This window comes from Acinetobacter sp. CAU_H_60, from assembly GCF_058599385.1.
This window is the reverse complement of sequence record NZ_CM178653.1, coordinates 2,960,336-2,981,122: the sequence shown is the minus strand read 5'-3', so window position 1 is coordinate 2,981,122 and position 20,787 is coordinate 2,960,336. Positions and strand designations below refer to the sequence as shown.

Sequence of the window (20,787 nt, the reverse complement as noted above, 5' to 3'; positions counted from 1 at the left end):
CAGACATTCTGATTATGATCAGAATAATGTTGTCTTTAATTTAATCTGTTTCATATTCGGTTTTTGAGCACCATGGAGTTGCAGGTGAAGTCCATGGAGGAATTAAAAATAGTGTTTTTATTGCTAGTCCCGGTCATTATTTCAATGACCCAACCTTATAGATTTAATCTGAAAATACGGGTAGATATTATAAATAAATGTTTAGCTATTGATTGATGATCAACATGTCCAAAACAGGTTGCTAAAAGATTTTTAATTTTCATACTTTCACCTATCGTATAGCTGAACCAGCGACATATGAAAATGGAAGAATCTGGCTCACTACACGTTCCCAACGGGTCAGACCGGTAGCATCAACATAGACAATATCGTTACTATTCATCTTGAACTGTTTAGCCAGACCAAAATCTCCCAGATTTTTTAGACTTAAGTGATAGATTTCAGTCATCTTGTTGTCAGAATTGCCACGCAAGACATAAATTCGACTCGGATTGGCAGAATATGGATTAATCCCTTCGCTTTCACCCAGTACATCAGCGAGTGTCATGCCCTGATCACGGATAGGTAATGGTTTATTGGTGCCGGCTTCACCCATGACATAGATTTTCTGGTTTTCCCGAGGACTGATATACAGCGTGTCATTGGGTTGAATCAGTAGCTTATGCAAGGAATAACCCGCTTTTTCCAAAGCAATCGTATTCAGATCATAGGTCACTCCTTGGCGTACGAGCTGGATTGAAGTGGAATCACCTTGCTCATTAATCCCGCCAGCCAGGCCCAGCGCCGTATACACACTTACCGGCTGATCAGTCAGATAAAATTGTCCAGCTGATTTCACATTCCCTACTACTGAATAACGCTGTCCCTGATAGGAAATCACTCTCACGACCACATCTGGATTATTCAAATAAGGAATTAACAGACGTCGTACTTCCTGATTCACTTGTGGAAGGGTTTTTCCGGCTGCTTTATAACGATTGATAAATGGAAACTGGATATAACCATTCCGGTCAATCTGATAACCATTGTTATTGTCACTAGCTGTAGGAACTGCACTAATTTCAGGATAAGCCCATAACTGGAAAGATAAAATATCTCCTGGATTCAAGCGGTAATCCTGCACCTCAGTCTGAAAGAGAGGAGCATAATGACTGAGATTATGCGTTTGCGCAGACTGTACTACAGGTAATGTATCCTGAGTCAGTTTCACCAGATTGACTGGAGTTCCCAGTTCAGTTTGATAGATTCCTTCTGTCGGTAAATCATACGTTTGAAAGCCGGATGTTGCTGCACATCCAACCAGAGATAGGCTTAAGGTAAAAGTACCTAAAAGGTGTCTATAGTTCACTCGAAACCCCTTTATTTTTATATGTTCAGAATTGGTATTTATTAATAATTATTAATTTTTTTGAATTCGGTTTATGTGATTAACGTCTAAAAAATATAATAGATCACATACCTTGTCTATAGCTATTCTTAAGTCAATTTAATAAGTCTGAGCTGAAATTTAACTGTAAGATTGACGAAAATAGAGTGAAACCGTGATTAAATAAGCTGTAGAGATATAGTGAATTGCTTAAGATGACATAAGAATATTAATTGTTTCCAATTGTTATTTTTAAATAAGTACTGTTCTTTACTGATAGAAGGAATTAAGCCCTAAAATTAAAATAGAAAAGTATTTTCATATAATTTTTATCTAATCTAGAGGTTTTTTAGATCATTGATTTTTCTTAATATTCAATTATATTTTAATGGATTTTAAAATAATTTATTTTTATAGTAATCAAAATAATCTGTTGTTAATTAAAATAATATTTAATTCGTTTTGATGATTGTTAAATTAATATTAGTGGAAAATTATCTAAAAACTTGAAACCTATATCAGATGGATTAAGTTTAAAAAAAATTATCCAGATTTTTAAAATGTAACTACATTTGATGATTAGCTGTTCTATGGGTGGTTTGTGTAATAAAATTAATATATCTTATAGACAAATCAATAAAAACAGATATGCCTAGACGGCAACAACACATTAAAAATAATTTGTGAAAAGTAAAATAAAAAATATTAAAGGATAATCAAAATGGTGATGAATATATTGGTAACCGGTGGGGCCGGTTTTATTGGATCTGCCGTCATTCGACATCTCATCAACGAGACGGAACATCATGTATTAAATGTTGATAAGTTAACTTATGCAGGTAATCTGGAGTCACTTATTTCTGTATTGGATCATCCCCGTTATCAATTTGCGCAAACTGATATTTGCGACCATGTACCTTTAACCCGATTATTCTCAGAGTTTCAGCCAGATATCGTTATGCATCTGGCTGCAGAGTCTCATGTGGACCGTTCGATTGATGGTCCGGCAGAATTTATAAATACAAACATTGTGGGAACTTACACCTTACTAGAAGTAGCTCGAAAGTATTGGCAAAACCTTTCTACGATTAAAAAGTCTAGATTCAAGTTCCATCATATTTCAACGGATGAAGTATATGGAGACTTAGAAGGTACAACAGACTTATTTACTGAAACTACGCCTTATTCACCAAGCTCCCCTTATTCAGCGAGTAAAGCCAGTTCGGATCATTTGGTTCGGGCCTGGCATAGAACCTATGGTTTGCCAGTCTTAGTCACGAACTGTTCGAATAATTATGGTCCTTATCACTTTCCTGAGAAATTGATTCCTTTAATGATCTTAAATGCCCTGGATGGGAAGTCATTGCCAGTTTATGGCAATGGTCAACAGATCCGGGACTGGCTTTTTGTAGAAGATCATGCGCGTGCTTTATATCAGGTTGCCACCGAAGGCATCGCAGGGGAAACCTACAATATCGGGGGACATAATGAAAAACAGAATATTGAGGTGGTTAAAACCATTTGTAAAATTCTGGATGAGCTCAAGCCCCGTCCGGAGGGAAAAACTTATGCAAGCCTCATTACTTTTGTTAACGATCGGCCAGGGCATGATTTGCGTTATGCGATTGATGCTTCAAAAATCGAGCGCGAACTGGGCTGGAAGCCACAAGAGTCCTTTGAAACAGGTATCCGGAAAACGGTGCAATGGTATCTGAATAATCTGGAATGGTGTCAGCGTGTTCAGGATGGTTCTTATCAGCGTGAACGTTTAGGGGAGGCAGTATAATGTTAAGAACAACAAAAGGGATTATCTTGGCGGGCGGCTCAGGTACACGTTTGCATCCTATTACCAAAGGAATCTCAAAACAGTTACTTCCAATTTATGACAAACCAATGGTTTATTACCCCTTATCGGTATTAATGTTGGCCGGTATTCGTGAAGTCCTAGTGATTAGTACACCAGAAGATATTGAAGGGTTTAAGCGCTTATTAGGGGATGGTTCACAATTTGGCATGGAGCTGAGCTATGCGATTCAGCCTCGTCCTGATGGTCTAGCACAGGCCTTTATCTTGGGTGAAAAATTTATCGGTCAAAGTAATGTATGTCTGGTATTAGGCGATAATATTTTCTATGGTCAAGGTTTTACACCGATGTTACGTCAGGCGGCAGCACGGCAAAAAGGTGCAACAGTATTTGGCTATCAGGTGAAAGATCCTGAACGCTTTGGCGTCGTAGAATTTGATGAACAGCAACGGGTAATCTCAATCGAAGAAAAGCCCCAAAATCCAAAATCTAACTTTGCGGTGACAGGTTTATATTTTTATGACAATGATGTCATCCAGATTGCCAAACAGGTCAAACCCTCAGAACGGGGTGAGCTGGAAATTACCTCAATTAACCAGGCTTATCTTGAACGTGGTGACCTAAATGTTGAATTACTGGGACGTGGATTTGCCTGGTTAGATACAGGTACCCAGGGAAGTTTGCTTGAAGCGGCTCAATTTGTTGAAACGCTTGAAAGACGTCAAGGTTATAAAGTTGCTTGTCTAGAAGAAATTGCCTTAAATAATGGATGGTTGAGCAAAGAACAAGTTTTAGCGATTGGTCACACCATGCATAAAAATGGTTACGGTCAATATTTGATTTCTTTGGTGGGGTAATAACCATGAATTTAATTGAGTGGATTGAATTGCCTAACCTAGGAGATCACCGCGGCAGTCTGGTCGTCGCAGAAGCCAATCGGAATATACCTTTCAGTATACAGCGACTTTATTATATTTCTGGTGCTCAACCCGATGTTCCACGCGGTTTCCATGCACATAAGCAACTTCAACAGATTGCTTTTGGAGTCCAAGGAAGTTGCAAAATGCTGATGGATAATGGCAAAGAAAAACAGGAAGTTTTGATTGCTCAGTCTAATAAGGGATTATTAATCCCACCTATGGTTTGGCATGAGATGCATGATTTTTCACAAGATTGCATCCTATTGGTGCTGGCAAGCGATCATTATGATGAAAGTGATTACATTCGTAATTATGACCAGTTTCTAAAAGAAGTAGATCAGACTTTGGTTGAGCAGATCACTAAATAATAAAATTAAAGTTAATTCATTAGAATGAAGCCCTTGCAAAAGAAGAAGCCTCAGAAGATAGAATTATAAAATAATAATAAATATTAAGGAGATATATGACGTGATTAAGCCGCTTACATCATTGCGTATGTTTTTTGCACTTTTTGTTTTTCTGAGTCATTTGGCTTTTCTAAAAGAAACAGATTATGCCAATATTTTTAATAGTATCTTTGACGAAGGCTTTTTAGGGGTCAGCTTTTTCTTCATTTTGAGTGGATTTATCTTAGCCTACAATTATAAAGAAAAGTTTTTAATCGGAAATATTTCAAAAAGAGAATTTTATATTTCTCGTTTAGCCAGAATATATCCTGTACATATTGCCACAACAGTACTGGTATTTTTATTAACCTTTGCTCAGTCTGGGAAGGGTTGGGAATATTTAATCCAGCATGTTTTTCTGATACAAAGCTTTTTTACATCAGAAGAGATCCATTTTTCATTGAATTCTCCGTCCTGGAGCATCTCGGATGAAATGTTCTTCTACCTGCTGTTTCCATTTGCATTTTTGATTTCTGAAAAAATCAGAAGTTATATTTTTATATTATATCTTATAGGTATTTTGATTCTAAATATTCAGCTTGATAAAAATCAGGATCACTATTGGTTATATATTTCGCCATATATACGTTTTTCTGACTTCTTACTCGGTATTATCCTGTTTGATATTTTTGAAAAAGTAAAAGTAGGCTATTCAAAAATTAATCAACCTATAGTTATATTTGAATTAGGGGCTATTTTACTCTTTATTTTATTCTTTGTATTTCATAATAAAATAGATATAAGTTACAGGTATTCAATTTATTATTGGGTGCCTATGGCAGTAATTATTTTAATTTTTGCACTGTCTCATGTTATTCAGGAAAAAAGTATAATTACCCAGTTTTTGTCAAATAAATACATGGTGTTAGCAGGGGAAATCAGTTTTTCTTTTTACTTGCTGCATGTTTTGGAAATACAGGTTTTAAATTATATAAGAAAAATATTTTCATTGAATATGGACTTAATGCTGTTTTCCTTTTTTATATTTATTGTCACCTTAATCGCTAGCTTTTTAATGTATAGATTTATTGAAAAACCGCTAAATAAGAAAGTAAAACAATTTTTATTGGAGCCAAGCTTTAAATCTAAAGGTTATGAACTGAATAAATAGGATTGTATTTAAATACTATAGATATATTAATTTTAATTAATATGAAATTAAAAAATAAATATAAATTTTTATATGAGATTGATAAGAATGATTCCTTTTCTTGATCTGAAAGCGATAAATACTCAACACCGTGATCAACTGATTGCAGCTTGCACTCGGGTAATCGACTCTGGTTGGTATATCTGTGGCAAAGAATTAGAAGAATTTGAGCAAAATTTTGCAAATTATTGTGGAACACGATATGCCATAGGTGTTGCTAATGGCTTGGATGCGCTTATTTTAACGCTACGCGCATGGAAAGAATTAGGAAAACTCCATGAAGGAGATGAGGTTATTGTCCCTTCAAATACCTATATTGCAAGTATCTTAGCAATTTCACAAAATAATCTGAAACCGGTACTGGTTGAACCGGATATAACGACTTTTAATATTGATACCAAGAAAATTGAGGCAGCCATTACTCCAAAAACAAAGGCAATTTTGCCTGTGCATTTATATGGACAGCTCGCTGCAATGCCAGAAATTATGAGCATTGCTGAAAAGTATAACTTGTTAATTTTAGAAGATTCAGCCCAAGGTCATGGTGCTGAAGTAAATGGTCAAAAAGCAGGAAATTGGGGAGATGCTGCAGGTTTTAGTTTTTATCCAGGTAAAAACTTAGGAGCACTCGGTGATGGGGGAGCAATTACCACCAACGATGCTGAGTTAGCGCAGATGCTTAAAGCTATACGTAATTATGGTTCACATGAAAAATATAAAAACCTGGTACCAGGTGTAAATAGTCGTCTTGATGAAATTCAGGCTGCCATCCTGAATGTGAAACTTAAATTTTTAGATCAGGAGAATCAGCATCGTCGACATATTGCAGATCTATATTTAAAAGAAATTCACAATCCCGCAATTGAGCTACCGTGCAAAAATATAGATACCGAGACTTATGCTCAACATGTCTGGCATTTATTTGTGATCAGAACAAAATATCGGGAAAAATTACAACAATATTTAGCAGAACACGGAGTACAGACACTTATTCATTATCCAATTCCTCCTCATAAGCAGCAGGCTTATCAGGAATGGAATGGCTTAAGTTTTCCAATTTCAGAACAAATTCATGCGGAGGTCCTAAGCTTACCAATTGGACCCACTTTATCTATGGATGAAGCAAAGCAGGTTGTTCAGTTATGTAATGGTTTTCAGGCATAGATGAATCTATTTAGGACCAGTGTACTGAATGGTGTAGCCGTTTTGATTAAAACCATCACCATGTTTGTACTGAATAAAATTCTGGCTGTATATCTAGGACCTACCGGATATGCAGCGATCGGCCAATTCCAGAATTTTATTCAAATGGTGACGACTTTCGCTGGCAGTGCCATTAATACCGCCGTAGTTAAATATACGGCTGAATATCATGAAGATGAGGCTAAACAACGTGCAGTCTGGAAAACAGCAGGAAGTATTATTTTTCTATTTAGTCTCGTTTTTGCGATTCTCATACTTATTTTTCAAAAGCAGCTGGCATTATATATATTTCAATCACTTAAGTACCAAACGATTTTTATATGGTTTGCTATTTTTTTAATATTTTTCAATTTTAATACGCTATTTTTAGCCATATTGAATGGGAAAAAAGAAATTTTAAAGCTGGTGCTTGCAAATATTGCCGGTAGTTTATTTGCACTTGTGATCACTGGGGTTTTGGCAATCAAGCTGCAGTTATATGGGGCTTTAATTGCATTATCCATTTATCAGTCGATTGCATTTATAGTGACATTAATACTCTGTCATAGAGCAGACTGGTTTGAGTTTTCTTCACTATTAGGAAAAATAGACCTAGGAATTACCAAAAAATTTGCCTCATTTATTCTCATGGCATTAGTCAGTGCGATCTGTGTGCCGCTATCGCAAATGTTAATTCGGGCTTACTTAACCCAAGAATTTAGCCTGGCTTATGCGGGCTATTGGGAGGCGATGATCCGTCTAAGCACAGTATATCTTTTGCTCGTAACCACTACATTAGGCGTGTATTACTTACCGCGCTTATCAGAACTCAATGCGATTGATGAAATTAAGAAAGAGGTCTATTTAGGCTATAAGTTTATTTTTCCACTTGCTGTTCTAGGCGGAATTTGCGTTTTCATATTACGTGATTGGATTATCAACTTATTATTTAGTCCATCTTTTGCCCCTATGCAGGATTTATTTCTTTGGCAAATGATGGGAGATGCCTTGAAGATAGGAAGCTGGATACTGGCTTATTTAATGCTCAGCAAAGCAATGACCAAACTCTATATTTGTACAGAGATTATATTTACAGTGTCTCTCATTGCTTTAACTTATATATGTACTCAAGTATTTGGTTTCGAAGGTGTTTCTATTGCTCATCTCATAAATTATGGGCTGTATTGGATCGTAATCAGTTTATTTATATTTAAACAATTAAAATAAAAAGGGAATAATATGATGATAAGTGAACAACCCTTAGTCTCTATAGTTATACCAAGTTATAATCACGAAAGGTTTATACGTGATAGCATCAAGAGTGTCATTGACCAGTCTTATCAGAATATTGAGTTAATTATTATTGATGATGGATCTACAGATGCTTCAGTAGAAAAAATACAAGAATTAATTCCATTATGTGAAAAACGGTTTACCCGATTTGAGTTTAGACATCGTCCGAATAAGGGCTTAAGCGCAACTCTAAATGAAGCATTAGAATGGGCACAGGGGGAATATTTTTCCTCCCTTGCTTCTGATGATATAATCTTAAAAGATAAAATAAAAATACAAACCAAATTTCTAAGCCAGAATAAGAACTGTATAGCTGTATTTGGAGGAGTATCAATTATTGATAATGATTCTAATCTTGTGAAAAATAGAGTTAAAAAAAGAAAAAGTTATACCTTCGACCAGATTTTATTGTTAGAACATGATTTGCCGGCTACTACACAACTTATTCGTACTCAAGCTTTAAAAAAAATAGGTGGCTACAATGCAGAAGTACAAATAGAAGACTGGTATATGTGGCTACTTTTAGCGCAAGCAGGGGAGTTATGCTATCTTCCTGTGCTTTTTGCAAAATATAGGTTGCATGATAGTAATATGCATAAGCAAACGACTCTTATGCACGATTCAAGAATGATGATTCTAAGTGAATATCAGAATCATATTTTATTTAATAAAGCAAAAAAAAGAGCTTTATGGATTAATGCATTTGAGCTAGGGCTATTATCTAAAAAGAAATCATTAGAAAAGATGATAAAAATTTTAAAAGAATATCCTACAGAAATTTTAACATATGATTTTTTTAGATTTTTTTATTGGCTCTTAATAAAAAAAGATTTTTAATAATTAAAAAAATTTATATCAATAATTATATTTTAACTATGTTTAATAAAATAATTTAGTTAGTAATATAAAAATATTAATCATTTCTTTTGCTGATTCTAGGCATTAGATAATAATAAAAGGAATGGATAATGATTATTTTAAATGAAAGTAATTCAAAAAATAACATTATTTTTTTAGATGATATTAATTTAAAAGATAAAGTGGTTATATACTTTATCTTGCTATCATTTTTCTTATCTCAGTTTTATTTTTGGTCTAGTGGGGTTCCACAATTTAGTCACCTTTTTATTATGGCGGCTATATTTTTATTATTCAGCCGTAGCTCAAAAATAACCATCGAATACTCAAGTGTAGTCTTAATCTTTGTCGCATATACAGTTTGTGTAAATTTTGCTTGGTATTTGATCATTCTGGATCCCAGTTATATGGTTTCTACCATTTATTGGATATTTAACTTATTGTTTTTTTTATTATTAATGAATTTGAGTTCATCTCAAATTAACTTTTTTTATGAAAAAATACTGTTTCTTATTCCATTTTCCTATGCAATAGAAATCGCGATCTGGGCAAGTGGGTTGGGTCGTTACAATTTTGAACCGCGATACAATGGTCTTTTCAATGATCCCAATCAGATGGCATTTTGGGTTTTAACTACCTGCGCTATTTTTTTATATATTTCTGAAAGTAATTTAAAAAAGATAATCGTTTATTTTTTAGCTTTATTCTTAATTCTATTGACCATGTCAAGGTCTGCTTCAATTGGCTTCTTAATGCTGACTTTAGGATTTATATTTAGTCAAAAAGGGGATCTGAATAAAAGAATATTTGTATTTTTTGGCATACTAGTCATTTTTAGTACCCTCAGTTACTTTTTATATCATTTAGGGGCTTTTGATAGTGTTGTTCTGCGTTTTGTCGAAGGCCTGGATCAAAAAGACAGCCAGGCGGAAGGACGAGGTCTTTTTAACTTCCTTGAATATCCTCAATATTTAATTTTTGGTGCTGGCCAAGGTGCACACTGGTTATATAATCCGAAAGGAAACGAAATTCATTCAACCTGGTTAGGTATCCTTTTTTATTATGGGATCGTCGGTATCTCTTTATTTTTAATCTTTTTATATCAAATATTTAAAAAATTATCATTTTCAAACAAGCTGATATTCTTGGGGCCGATGCTATATGGGTTTACAACTTATAGTGCGCGAACACTCATTTTTTGGTTTTTATTGGCCGCTTTTTTACTATTTTCAAATAATAATAAGGAAGAATAACAATGTATATTTCTATAGGAATTCCATTTTTTAATGCTGAAAAATATTTAGAAGATGCGATTAAATCGGTATTAGCGCAAACTTTTCAAAATTGGGAATTAATTCTGGTAGATGATGGATCAATAGATCGATCTTTAGAGATTGCCCGCTCATTTAATGATCCGAGAATCCGTATCATAGCTGATGGGCATAATAGAAGATTACCTTACCGTTTAAATCAGATTATCAATGAAGCAAAGTATGATTTTATTGCACGTATGGATGCTGATGATTTAATGGCAGTGGATCGTCTTGAAAAACAGATTAAAGTACTAAATGAAAATCCAGATATTGATGTTGTAGTCACCAGCTTATATTCAATTGGAGACAAGAATGAAATTTTAGGAAAGAGAATCTATTCTAATCATCAAATGCAGCCCAAAGAAATTTTGCAAGGTGTTACTAATATACTGCATCCTTCATTACTTGCCCGAAAGGCGTGGTGCAAAAGGAATCCGTATCAAGTCGATAATTGCTTAGCTGAAGATTATGAACTATGGCTTTCAGCTGCGATAAAAAATGATTTTAATTACATCGTTTTACAGGAACCCTTATATTTTTATAGAGAAGTTGAAAATGTAAAAAAAGAAAAAATGATCCGTGGTTACAATACCCAGATTGGAGTAATCAAAAAATATTATAATAGTGCTATTTCTGATCTTGAAAAAAATAAGATTGTTTTAAAGTTTGAAATTAAAAAAATTATTGTAAAAGTACTAAATTTTTTGAACTTAATGCAGATACTACATAAGCGTAGAGTTACATCAGTCTCTGACTCCGATAAAAATTTTTATGCTGCACAATTAGAACTCATAGAGCGTATAAAGCCATGATCTCTAAAAAAATTATCATCATTGGAACAACTGCCTCTAATCTTTACGGTTTTCGCAAAGATTTTATTTTGTCTTGTCTGGCACAGAATTATCATGTTTATGCCTTTGTATCTGAATATACAAATGAATGGTTGGCCAAAATTCAAGATTTAGGAGTCACCTTAGTGACATATCAGCTTAGTCGAGGAGGATTGAATCCCTTGGCTGATTTACGTTCAACTTATCAGCTGGCTAAAAAAATAAAAGAAATTCAACCTGATATTGTATTCTCCTATTCAACTAAGCCTGTTATCTATGCAACGCTAGCTGCCTATAAGACTAAAGTGCCTTATATTTATGGCATGATCGAAGGACTAGGATCACCTTTTACTATTCATAAATATGGCCAAAGCTTAAAGGCTAAATTCATACGTTTTGTGCAAGTGTCACTATATCGGCTTGCATTTCCATATCTAGATAAAATTATTTTTTTAAATCATGATGATCCTAAGGATTTAGTCCATCATTATAATTTGCCACATAAAAAAAATGCGATTGAAGTCTTGGGGCCGATTGGCCTTAATTTACAAGATTATGCTTATACAAAATGGAATAATCAGGAAAATATATCATTTATATTTATAGCTCGATTGATCGCTGAAAAGGGAATATTTGAATATATAGAAGCAGCAAGAATAGTAAAAAGAAAATATCCTGAAGTTGTATTTAAAATTATTGGTGGATTAGATCCTGAAAATCCAACTGGCTTAAAGCAAGCTGAATTAGATCAGCTAATACAAACAGGTATTATCGATTATAGTGGTTTTGTGACTGACGTAGACCGAAGAATACGTAATAGCGCAGTTTTTGTATTGCCGTCTTATTATCGAGAGGGGGTGCCCCGTAGTACACAAGAAGCAATGGCTATAGGACGTCCGGTAATCACCACCGATGTTCCAGGCTGCAATGAGACTGTAGTTGATGGATTGACAGGTTTCCTTATTCCTAAATGGGATGTGGCTGCATTGGTAGAGAAAATGACTTATTTTATAGAACATCCTGAACAAATAAATAAAATGGGCTATCAAGGATTTCTCTATGCTAGAAAGAATTTTAATGCGGATCATATAAACCATAGACTATTACAAATGATGGGCATTAATAGGCTTTAAAAAAGTAATATTATTTTCCTTAATAAATAGAAAATTATATTTGATTTAAAAACAATAACTGGGATATAGATATGAGTACTATAATGAAAGAAGACTTAGGTTTTCAAATACATAAATATGAGGCTTCAGATAAAATAATATGGAATGAGTTTTTATTAAAATGTAAAAATTATCATTTTATGTTTAATCGTGATTTTATGGAATATCATACTGATCGATTTGAGGATCTCTCACTAATATTTAAAAATGAAAAAGGGAAAATTGTAGCCTTATTGCCTGGAAATATTAAAGATAATATTTTTTATAGTCATCAAGGCTTAACTTTTGGTGGTTTTTTAATTAATAGAGATATTCATGCCGCTGACATGCTAGAATTATTTAATTTATTAAAAATTTATTTAAAACAAAAAAATATTGATAAGATTATATATAAATGCATTCCTGTTATTTATCATAATTATCCTGCTCAAGAAGACTTGTATGCTTTATTTCGAAATGATGCCAAGCTTTACCGACGAGATATTAGTGTTTCTATTGATTTAAATGAAGAATATTCATACTCAGAAAGTAAAAGAAGATCAGTCAATAAGCTTAAAAAAAATGGGGTCAGCTGTGAGGAGGTAGAACAGCCTAGTATGGTTTGGGGAGTAATCCGAGAAGTACTCCATCAGCATCATAACCAACAACCTGTACATAATGAAGATGAAATAGATTTATTAAAAAGTCGCTTCCCTAATAATATAAGAGCATATAAATGTTGTCTTGATGGAAATATTGTGGCAGGAGCAGTGACTTTTGAAACAGAAAGAGTAGTTCATACTCAATATTTGGCTAGTAATGATAAAGGTAGGGAGAACAAGGTATTAGATTATCTCATTGATCATTTAATAGACAAAAGTAAGAAAAATGCCAAAATATTTGATTTCGGTACTTCTAATGAAAATGAAGGGAAATACTTAAACATTGGATTGATTGATCAAAAAGAAAGATTTGGTGCACGTGGTATTGTGCATGATTATTATAGTATAGATTTATGATCACCTAATTTTAACTTGAATTATTCCACCTCATTATTATTAGAGGTGGATTTCTAGTTTTCTTAAATTTTAATAATTAGAAATGAAATTAATTAGACTTTATATTCTTAAAGATTTTATATCTTATATTATTTTATATATTTAAGACGGTCTCAATAGAATAAAAATAACGTTATCTTGATTGTATAATTAATTAGAAATATATTTAATTATAAGCTCAAAATAGTATTTTATTGTGATATAAGACTCATTACTTATAAATAAATTACATTTTGTCACATTTTATTTAGTGTGAGATTTGCTATTTGTTATAAACATTATTTCTTTTAATAATGAAATATATTTCATTATTAACTGATCTATTGTAATTGTAAATTATTTACTTTAATTTTATATAAGTAGTTAATATTTATTGAAAAAAATATAAATTTAAGGTCTTTATTAAGTGAAATTTAATTATTTTTATTTAAATAAATATTTTAATAAAAATAATAATAATATTTCTAAAAAACTAAAATATAAAATTGGCTAACAATAGTCTCTCTACTTTAATAAAAATACAATTGATATGATGCGTAGATAGACATAGTGAGGTGTTTATTAATGGATCTACAACAAGAAAAAAATAAGATCGAAAACTGTGTAAAAAGCTCTATTACAACACGTAAATCGTTATTTATTGAAAAAGATAATATTTTCTTAAAAAAAAATCTTGTAGAAAAAGAAGGGTATAAGAACCAAATCATTCAATTTTCTCCACGGATAAATAAAGCGGCTAAGCTAGAGAAAAAAAAATCCTGGTATTATCGGGGGAAGAAAGATCTAATTTTAAAAAATGCCTTAACATCTTACCCTCATCTATATTCTAGTGCTGACCTTTTTAGGAGTGATATAAAAGTTGCTAAGCGATTAATCGATATTATTATTTCGCTTGCTGCTATATTTATATTATTGCCAGTTTTTATCGTCATTGCTTATAAAGTACGTAGAAATCTAGGCTCACCAATTTTCTTCTATCAAGAACGACCTGGTAAAAATGGAAAGCTCTTTAAAATGATTAAGTTTCGTTCTATGAGAAATGCATTTGATAAAGAAGGTAATCCTTTACCAGATAAATTTCGAATTACACCCTTTGGTCAAAAACTACGTTCTACAAGCTTGGATGAAATGCCTCAGCTTATAAATGTCTTAAAAGGTGATATGAGTATTGTTGGGCCTAGACCTCAAATGAAAGAATTTCTAGAACATTATACCGCTGAACAAATGCGAAGACATGAGGTAAAACCCGGCATGACAGGGCTTGCTCAAGTCAGTGGACGTAATAATTTATCTTGGGAAGAAAAATTTGACTTAGATGTTCAATACGTTGAGCAAAATAATATTTGGCTAGATTTTAAAATTATGTTTAAAACAGCTAAGGTGATGTTTAATCAAGAAGGAATTAATGCGCCAGATCAAGAAGTTGGTGCTGCACGATTTTGTAGAAAGGAGGTCACTAAAAACCATTTACGTGCAAAAGAAGTGAAATAATTTAATAAAGTTCATTATTACTAAAAAATATTTTTAACTTCTTCTAATTATTTTTTAGAAGATTCCTTTTATTTTAATAAAGATTTATTATTTTTTTAATTATTTCTGGTTAAAATAGATTAATTTTATTATTAAATACTTTTATTAGTTGTAGTGGATGTCTAAGAAACTTTTTATAATAGTTGTATATTTAATTTTTTCATATTAGAAATAAGCAAGTAAGCTGATAAAAAACTTATCTAATAAAAAATTATTCATTTAAAATAGAGTTTATTAATAATTTAATATCTAAAAAAGATGCTAATGATATTAATAATAAAAAATAGATAGTTAAATTTTTGATATTTTAGAATCAAGGTTGGTATTTAAATTTATTGAAGTAAAAAAATTTATATTAAATATTATTTTTAATTTTATCAGTCATTATAAGACTATAACTAACTTCATAGTAGGATAAATATAAAAAGCTTCAAACTAATTTGATTACTCTACCTTAGTTTGAAGCTTTATGATAACAATGAGGTTATCTTTATATTTAAGACAAATTTAATTGCTATGAATTAAATTTATCTTAATCACCATCTTTTGAAGCCTTATAAGCATAAGCATAGTTATATCCGTACCCATAACCATTCCCAGGCCCTTTTTGTACGTCATTCAGAATAACACCATTGACTTTCACATTGGCCTGTTCAAAACGAGTGACAGTAATTTCAAGCTCTTTAATTTGTGTTTTACCATGACGTGCAATTAATAGATTCACACCAGCATATTGTGCAATGATGATACCATCGGTTACGGCTAATATTGGCGGAGTATCAATCAATACGTAATCAAAACTAGCAGAAGCTTGCTCAAGAAAAACTTTGAACTTATCTGTACTGAGTAATTCAGATGGATTTACTGGGCTTTTACCTCGAGTAACAAAGAATAAATTATCAACCTGTGAGTTTTGAACTACATCTTCATAACTATTTTGATGATTTAATAGTTCGGATAAACCTGGTTGTACTTCTTTATTAAAATATTTATTTAAATACCCACGACGTAAATCACCATCAATCACTAATACCCGGCTTCCGCTTTGAGCCAAAATAGTTGCTAGGTTGGTAGTAATAAATGATTTACCAATTTCAGGGGCTGGACCTGAAAGTGCGATAATATTATTTTTGGCATTACTTAGAGCAAAATGGATTGCAGTACGCATACTTCGTAAGCTTTCAATTGCAATATCACTACTATCTTTAACCGCAAGAATAGGAATGCTCTTTTTCTTTTTCAGCAAATTGACACGACTTTCTTGGAGTGGAGATCGAGGAACTGTTGCATATACAGGCAGATCTAACTCTCTTTCAATTTGTGCTGAATCCTTGATTCCTGAACGCATCATATTGCGCAATAAAGCAAGTAATGTTCCTAAAAAACCACCGAGAAATAGTGAAAGTATAAGTACAATCAGTTTTTTTGGTTTAATCGGTTCAATTGGTTCTACGGCAGTATCAACAATACGTACATTACCAATTTCACCAGCTTTAGCGATGCGAAGTTGTTGATAAGTATTAAGTAATCCGGTATATAGCTGTTGTTTAACTTCAACCTCACGATAGAGTTGTAAGTAACGACGCTGTAAATCAGGAAGCTGCTTTAAAGTATTACTCAATGCTGCAATTTTACTATTAATTGCACCGAGTTGAGCATTCATTTGTTCCATTACTGGATGTTCTTCAGTATAACGTGCAGAAGCTTCAGCAACTTTAAGTTCAAGTTCGGCTTTTTGTGTTTCTAGAGCGATACTCTGAGTCAAATACAGTTCTGATTCTTTAGTTAAGTCCACAGTATTATATTGTTGACGGAACTGGTTAAATTCACGTTCTACCTGATCTAGCTGTTGGCTCAACTCAGGGAGTTGTTCATCTAGAAACTTCAATGTTTGGGCAGATTCAGCTGAACGACGTTCAATATTTTGCTGGCTATAGGCTGTTAAGATGGCATTCAATACTTGAGTAATATGCTGTTTATCTTGGCCCTGATAATTTAATCCAAGTACACCCGTCATTTTACCTTTTTCAGCAACTGAATAATTATTAAGTATGCGTTGCACTGCCGCAGGCAAAGTCAGCTTTTGAATATTATAAGTAGAATCTAAGGAGTCTTTACTATAAATGGCAACTTTCCAAAGACCATATCTTGATTGAATTTGACTGGTTTGGTTTAAAGGAGCAGTAAATATAATGTCATTTGTTTCGGCATCAGTTAGATTATATTTATTATCATCAAAACTTAATAATAGATTTTTATTTTTAAAATAGTTCGGAATATCAAACTGTCTTACATCAAAACTTTGCTCATTATCTTTGAAGAGTACTGATTTTGTCGTATATTGGATATCATAATTATGATTTTTTAATAATCGATTCCAGATCGAATCTTCAGTACCAGAAATTACAAGGTCCAAGTTTAACTGGTTAATCACTGAGCCAAGCACAAGACGCGATTTTAAAATCTCAATTTCAGCTTGAGCCGGAGATTTTTGCTCAATCATATTAGAAAGGTCACCTAATAAAGCTGCTGATGCACCTTTATTATCTTCTACTTGTACCAGGGCATCTACGTTATAGGTATCTGGAGTGATCCTTAGATATAATAAAGCTGCAATTAAACTCAATAATATACAGATCGTGATCAGTTTCCATTGAGCAATTAAGGAAAAAAATAATTCCTTCAGATCAATAGTATCTTCGGTATTGGCAGTTTGGCTCATAATTTAAATATCAAAAAGTGAAAATATTAAAAAACTTAAATATATTTTTTCCAGTCAGTAATACAGTCTTGAATCAATCTACAAGTTTCATCAAAGACTGTTTGATCATGCTGATAAGGATCGGCAATATTTTTACTTTGCCAATGCCCCAGTCTAAAGGTTTTACCTTTAGCAAAAGGCCAGGTTTGTTCTATATGTTTTTGCTGATTCTGGCTCATAACTAATATTAGGTCGGCTTTTTTAATGAGCTCTGCATTCAGCTTTTTTGCAACATGAGGACTCATATCAATTCCAAAGCGCTGCATACATAGACTCGCTTTTTCATCAGCTGCATGACCAATTAAACCAGAAATACCTGCAGATTCAATATTCAAATGAGGATATTCCTGTTTTAAAAAATATTCTGCCATTGGGCTACGACAAATATTACCAATACAAACCACTAAAATATTGTTAATTTTCATTAGTTCCCCAAACGATCTAAATTATACAGTGCATTTGAGAAAGGAATAACCTGATTAACTACACGTTGCCAGCGTGCAAGACCTGAAGCATCTACATAAACAATATCATTGCTACGCATTTTAAACTGGTTTGCTAGGCCAAAGTCCCCAATATTACTGAGATCCATATGATATATTTCTGTCATTGGAGAGTTTACATTACTTCGTACTACATAGATTTTACTGCGACTCGCAGAAAGTGGATTTAATCCTAAGCTTTCCCCAATTACATCGCTAAGACTCATGCCTTGGTCGCGTATAGGTAGTGACTGGTTTTTACCTGACTCACCCATAACATAAATTTTTTGATTTTCACGATTATTGACATATAAGGTGTCATTAGGCTGTATTAATAAATTATGTAGAGAGAATCCGGCCTTTTCTAATTCTATTGTATTTAAACTATAGGAACGTCCCTGACGGACTAATGTAATAGATGTATTATCACCTTGTTGAGGATTAATACCACCTGCCATTCCTAATGCTGTATAAACACTAACAGGTTGATCATTGAGATAAAACTGGCCACCTTTTACAACATTGCCCTGAACCGAATATCTTTTACCTTGATATGATAATACACGAACGATGACATCCGGAGTCTTTAAGTAACGTGATAACTGGCTACGTAATTCACGATTGACCTGAGCTACTGATTTTCCTGAAGCTTGATAGCGTCCAATAATTGGAAAATGAATATAGCCATCTGAATCGATCTGGAAGCCATTCGCTTGTGCAGACTGGTCACTCGTAATATTACTTGCAGAGGTAAGTTCTGGATAAGCCCATAAATAAATAGATAAAATATCACCTGCACTCAACTGATAGCTGCGGTGTGGTGTACTAAAAAGATGGGCATATTCTTGTTGAATATTATGTACAGCAGGCTGAACAGCCATAATAGAATCTTGAGTCAATTTAATGACATTCACTGTAGTACCTAAGTCTGTCTGATACATACCTTCATTGGGCAAGTTATCGGTTTGTAAGCCAGAGGTGACTGCACACCCCCCCATACTTAAACTTAAGGCTAACAGAAAACTATTACGGTAGTAACTCACTCTAAATCCTGTTTTATAAAAATAATGTTTAGGTGCCATGAGGCAGAAATAATAGGCTAAATAAGCTATATAAAATCTTATATAAGATTCTATACTAAGTTTCATAGTAAACCTAGGTTTGATGCTCTATCTTTTTTTTCATTAGATTAATTCATATGTTTATATACATAATATTTAAAAAAGAAAAAAATAAGGAATTATCTTAAAACTACATAAAAAATTTTACTTACTGCCTTATATGCTAAAATTGCTGGTATATAGTGACTCTATTTGTCACTCGGTTTATTTTATTAAATTTATGTTACAAGGTCTGGATTAATGCTAGAGCTCTCAGAACTCAAAATTGCCATTGTCGGATTAGGTTACGTCGGTTTACCTCTGGCGGTTGAGTTTGGTAAACAAGTCCCAGTCGTGGGATTTGATATTCATCAAAAGCGTATTGATGAACTCAAGTCTGGTACAGACCATACCTTGGAAGTATCCTCGGAAGAATTAACACAGGCAACACAATTACACTACAGCGCTAATCTCGAAGACCTGAAAGCTTGCAACTTCTATATCGTGACAGTTCCGACCCCAATTGATGAGTTTAAACAGCCTGATCTCACTCCGCTGATTAAAGCATCGCAAAGCATTGGTCAGGTTCTGTCTCAGGGTAATGTAGTGGTTTATGAATCCACTGTTTATCCAGGTGCGACTGAAGAAGCCTGTATTCCAGTACTAGAACAGGTTTCTGGTTTAACTTTTAATAAAGATTTCTTTGCTGGTTATAGCCCGGAACGGATTAACCCCGGTGACAAGCAGCACCGCGTGACTAATATTCTGAAAATTACTTCAGGTTCTACTCCAGAAGTGGCGGATTATGTGGATCAGGTCTATAACCTGATTATTCAGGCCGGTACGCATAAAGCACCAAGTATCAAAATCGCAGAAGCAGCCAAAGTTATTGAAAATACCCAGCGTGACGTGAATATCGCGTTAATCAATGAGCTGGCAGTGATCTTCAATAAAATGGATATTGATACTGAAGCCGTACTGCAAGCAGCAGGAACCAAATGGAACTTCTTACCATTTCGTCCAGGTTTGGTTGGTGGTCATTGTATTGGCGTAGACCCGTACTATTTAACTCATAAAGCACAATCGATTGGTTATCATCCAGAAATCATTCTGGCGGGACGTCGTCTGAACGATGGTATGGGCGCTTATGTGGTAACCCAGCTGGTCAAAGGCATGATCAAGAAAAAGATTCAGGTTGAAGGTGCCAAAGTGCTGGTACTCGGCTTGAGCTTTAAGGAAAACTGTCCGGATATCCGTAATACCAAGGTCATTGATATCGTACATGAACTGCAGGAATACCATATTCAGGCCGACATCTATGATCCATGGATTGATGCGACTGAATCAGAGCATGAATACGGTATTCAGCCGATTACTGAGCTGAAGAATGGTGAATATGATGCGGTGATTCTGGCTGTGGCTCATGAACAGTTTCAAGCGATGGGAGCGGCACAGATTCGTGCTCTAGGTAAGACCAATCATGTTCTGTATGACCTGAAATATGTATTCAGTCAGGCTGAGTCAGATCTGCGCCTGTAACCCA

General features: G+C 33.6%; 17 protein-coding genes. 13 read left to right on the top strand and 4 right to left on the bottom strand.

The features are described from left to right. Positions 1 to 271: 271 nt before the first annotated feature. Entirely contained in the window at positions 272 to 1,348 is a 1,077-nt protein-coding gene (locus AC4MBN_RS14195) for a polysaccharide biosynthesis/export family protein (protein WP_034170758.1), read from the bottom strand. A 745-nt stretch (positions 1,349 to 2,093) separates the two neighbouring features. On the opposite strand from AC4MBN_RS14195, the gene rfbB reads away from it, so the two are divergent. The 12 genes from rfbB (at position 2,094) to AC4MBN_RS14135 (ending at position 14,862) form a co-directional block, all read left to right on the top strand. Beyond that, on the top strand, positions 2,094 to 3,152 hold the full coding sequence (gene rfbB / locus AC4MBN_RS14190) for a dTDP-glucose 4,6-dehydratase (RefSeq protein WP_419375120.1): 1,059 nt from the start codon (positions 2,094 to 2,096) through the stop codon (positions 3,150 to 3,152). Further along, a complete protein-coding gene (gene rfbA, locus AC4MBN_RS14185; protein WP_104426847.1) occupies positions 3,152 to 4,027 on the top strand; it encodes a glucose-1-phosphate thymidylyltransferase RfbA in 876 nt (291 codons plus the stop codon). Before rfbB ends, rfbA begins: the two co-directional genes overlap by 1 nt. Before the next feature lie 5 nt (positions 4,028 to 4,032). Further along, positions 4,033 to 4,458, top strand: coding sequence for a sugar 3,4-ketoisomerase (locus tag AC4MBN_RS14180; protein WP_491880429.1), 426 nt, complete (start codon positions 4,033 to 4,035; stop codon positions 4,456 to 4,458). Between the two features lie 100 nt (positions 4,459 to 4,558). Further along, positions 4,559 to 5,647: an acyltransferase family protein gene (locus tag AC4MBN_RS14175; RefSeq protein ID WP_491880428.1), complete on the top strand. Its 1,089-nt coding sequence runs from the start codon at positions 4,559 to 4,561 to the stop codon at positions 5,645 to 5,647. 87 nt (positions 5,648 to 5,734) lie between these two features. After that, the gene (locus AC4MBN_RS14170) at positions 5,735 to 6,850 is read left to right on the top strand and encodes a DegT/DnrJ/EryC1/StrS family aminotransferase (protein WP_491880427.1); all 1,116 of its coding nucleotides are present in this window, start codon (positions 5,735 to 5,737) and stop codon (positions 6,848 to 6,850) included. After that, positions 6,851 to 8,095, top strand: coding sequence for an O-antigen translocase (locus tag AC4MBN_RS14165; protein ID WP_491880426.1), 1,245 nt, complete (start codon positions 6,851 to 6,853; stop codon positions 8,093 to 8,095). A 15-nt stretch (positions 8,096 to 8,110) separates the two neighbouring features. Then, positions 8,111 to 8,998: a glycosyltransferase family 2 protein gene (locus tag AC4MBN_RS14160; protein WP_491880972.1), complete on the top strand. Its 888-nt coding sequence runs from the start codon at positions 8,111 to 8,113 to the stop codon at positions 8,996 to 8,998. 131 nt (positions 8,999 to 9,129) lie between these two features. Further along, entirely contained in the window at positions 9,130 to 10,272 is a 1,143-nt protein-coding gene (locus AC4MBN_RS14155) for an O-antigen ligase family protein (RefSeq protein ID WP_491880425.1), read from the top strand. Between the two features lie 2 nt (positions 10,273 to 10,274). Further along, positions 10,275 to 11,144, top strand: a complete 870-nt coding sequence (locus AC4MBN_RS14150; RefSeq protein WP_491880424.1) for a glycosyltransferase family 2 protein — start codon at positions 10,275 to 10,277, stop codon at positions 11,142 to 11,144. Further along, positions 11,141 to 12,295: a glycosyltransferase family 4 protein gene (locus AC4MBN_RS14145; RefSeq protein WP_419375085.1), complete on the top strand. Its 1,155-nt coding sequence runs from the start codon at positions 11,141 to 11,143 to the stop codon at positions 12,293 to 12,295. The genes AC4MBN_RS14150 and AC4MBN_RS14145 overlap by 4 nt, the downstream gene beginning before the upstream one ends. 83 nt (positions 12,296 to 12,378) lie before the next feature. Further along, the gene (locus AC4MBN_RS14140) at positions 12,379 to 13,332 is read left to right on the top strand and encodes a GNAT family N-acetyltransferase (RefSeq protein ID WP_491880423.1); all 954 of its coding nucleotides are present in this window, start codon (positions 12,379 to 12,381) and stop codon (positions 13,330 to 13,332) included. An 891-nt stretch (positions 13,333 to 14,223) separates the two neighbouring features. Further along, a complete protein-coding gene (locus tag AC4MBN_RS14135) occupies positions 14,224 to 14,862 on the top strand; it encodes a sugar transferase (RefSeq protein ID WP_491880971.1) in 639 nt (212 codons plus the stop codon). Between the two features lie 571 nt (positions 14,863 to 15,433). On the opposite strand, the gene AC4MBN_RS14130 is transcribed toward AC4MBN_RS14135, so the two are convergent. From AC4MBN_RS14130 to AC4MBN_RS14120, 3 genes are read right to left on the bottom strand one after another with little or no spacing between them, the layout of a single operon-like run. Then, positions 15,434 to 17,623, bottom strand: coding sequence for a polysaccharide biosynthesis tyrosine autokinase (locus AC4MBN_RS14130; RefSeq protein WP_491880422.1), 2,190 nt, complete (start codon positions 17,621 to 17,623; stop codon positions 15,434 to 15,436). 35 nt (positions 17,624 to 17,658) lie between these two features. Next, a complete protein-coding gene (locus tag AC4MBN_RS14125) occupies positions 17,659 to 18,087 on the bottom strand; it encodes a low molecular weight protein-tyrosine-phosphatase (protein WP_034706709.1) in 429 nt (142 codons plus the stop codon). Then, positions 18,087 to 19,142, bottom strand: a complete 1,056-nt coding sequence (locus AC4MBN_RS14120; protein ID WP_491880970.1) for a polysaccharide biosynthesis/export family protein — start codon at positions 19,140 to 19,142, stop codon at positions 18,087 to 18,089. Before AC4MBN_RS14120 ends, AC4MBN_RS14125 begins: the two co-directional genes overlap by 1 nt. A gap of 363 nt (positions 19,143 to 19,505) precedes the next feature. Here AC4MBN_RS14120 and tviB point away from each other — a divergent pair, with 363 nt between their 5' ends. Then, entirely contained in the window at positions 19,506 to 20,783 is a 1,278-nt protein-coding gene (gene tviB, locus AC4MBN_RS14115; RefSeq protein WP_491880421.1) for a Vi polysaccharide biosynthesis UDP-N-acetylglucosamine C-6 dehydrogenase TviB, read from the top strand. The last annotated feature ends 4 nt before the right edge of the window (positions 20,784 to 20,787 follow it).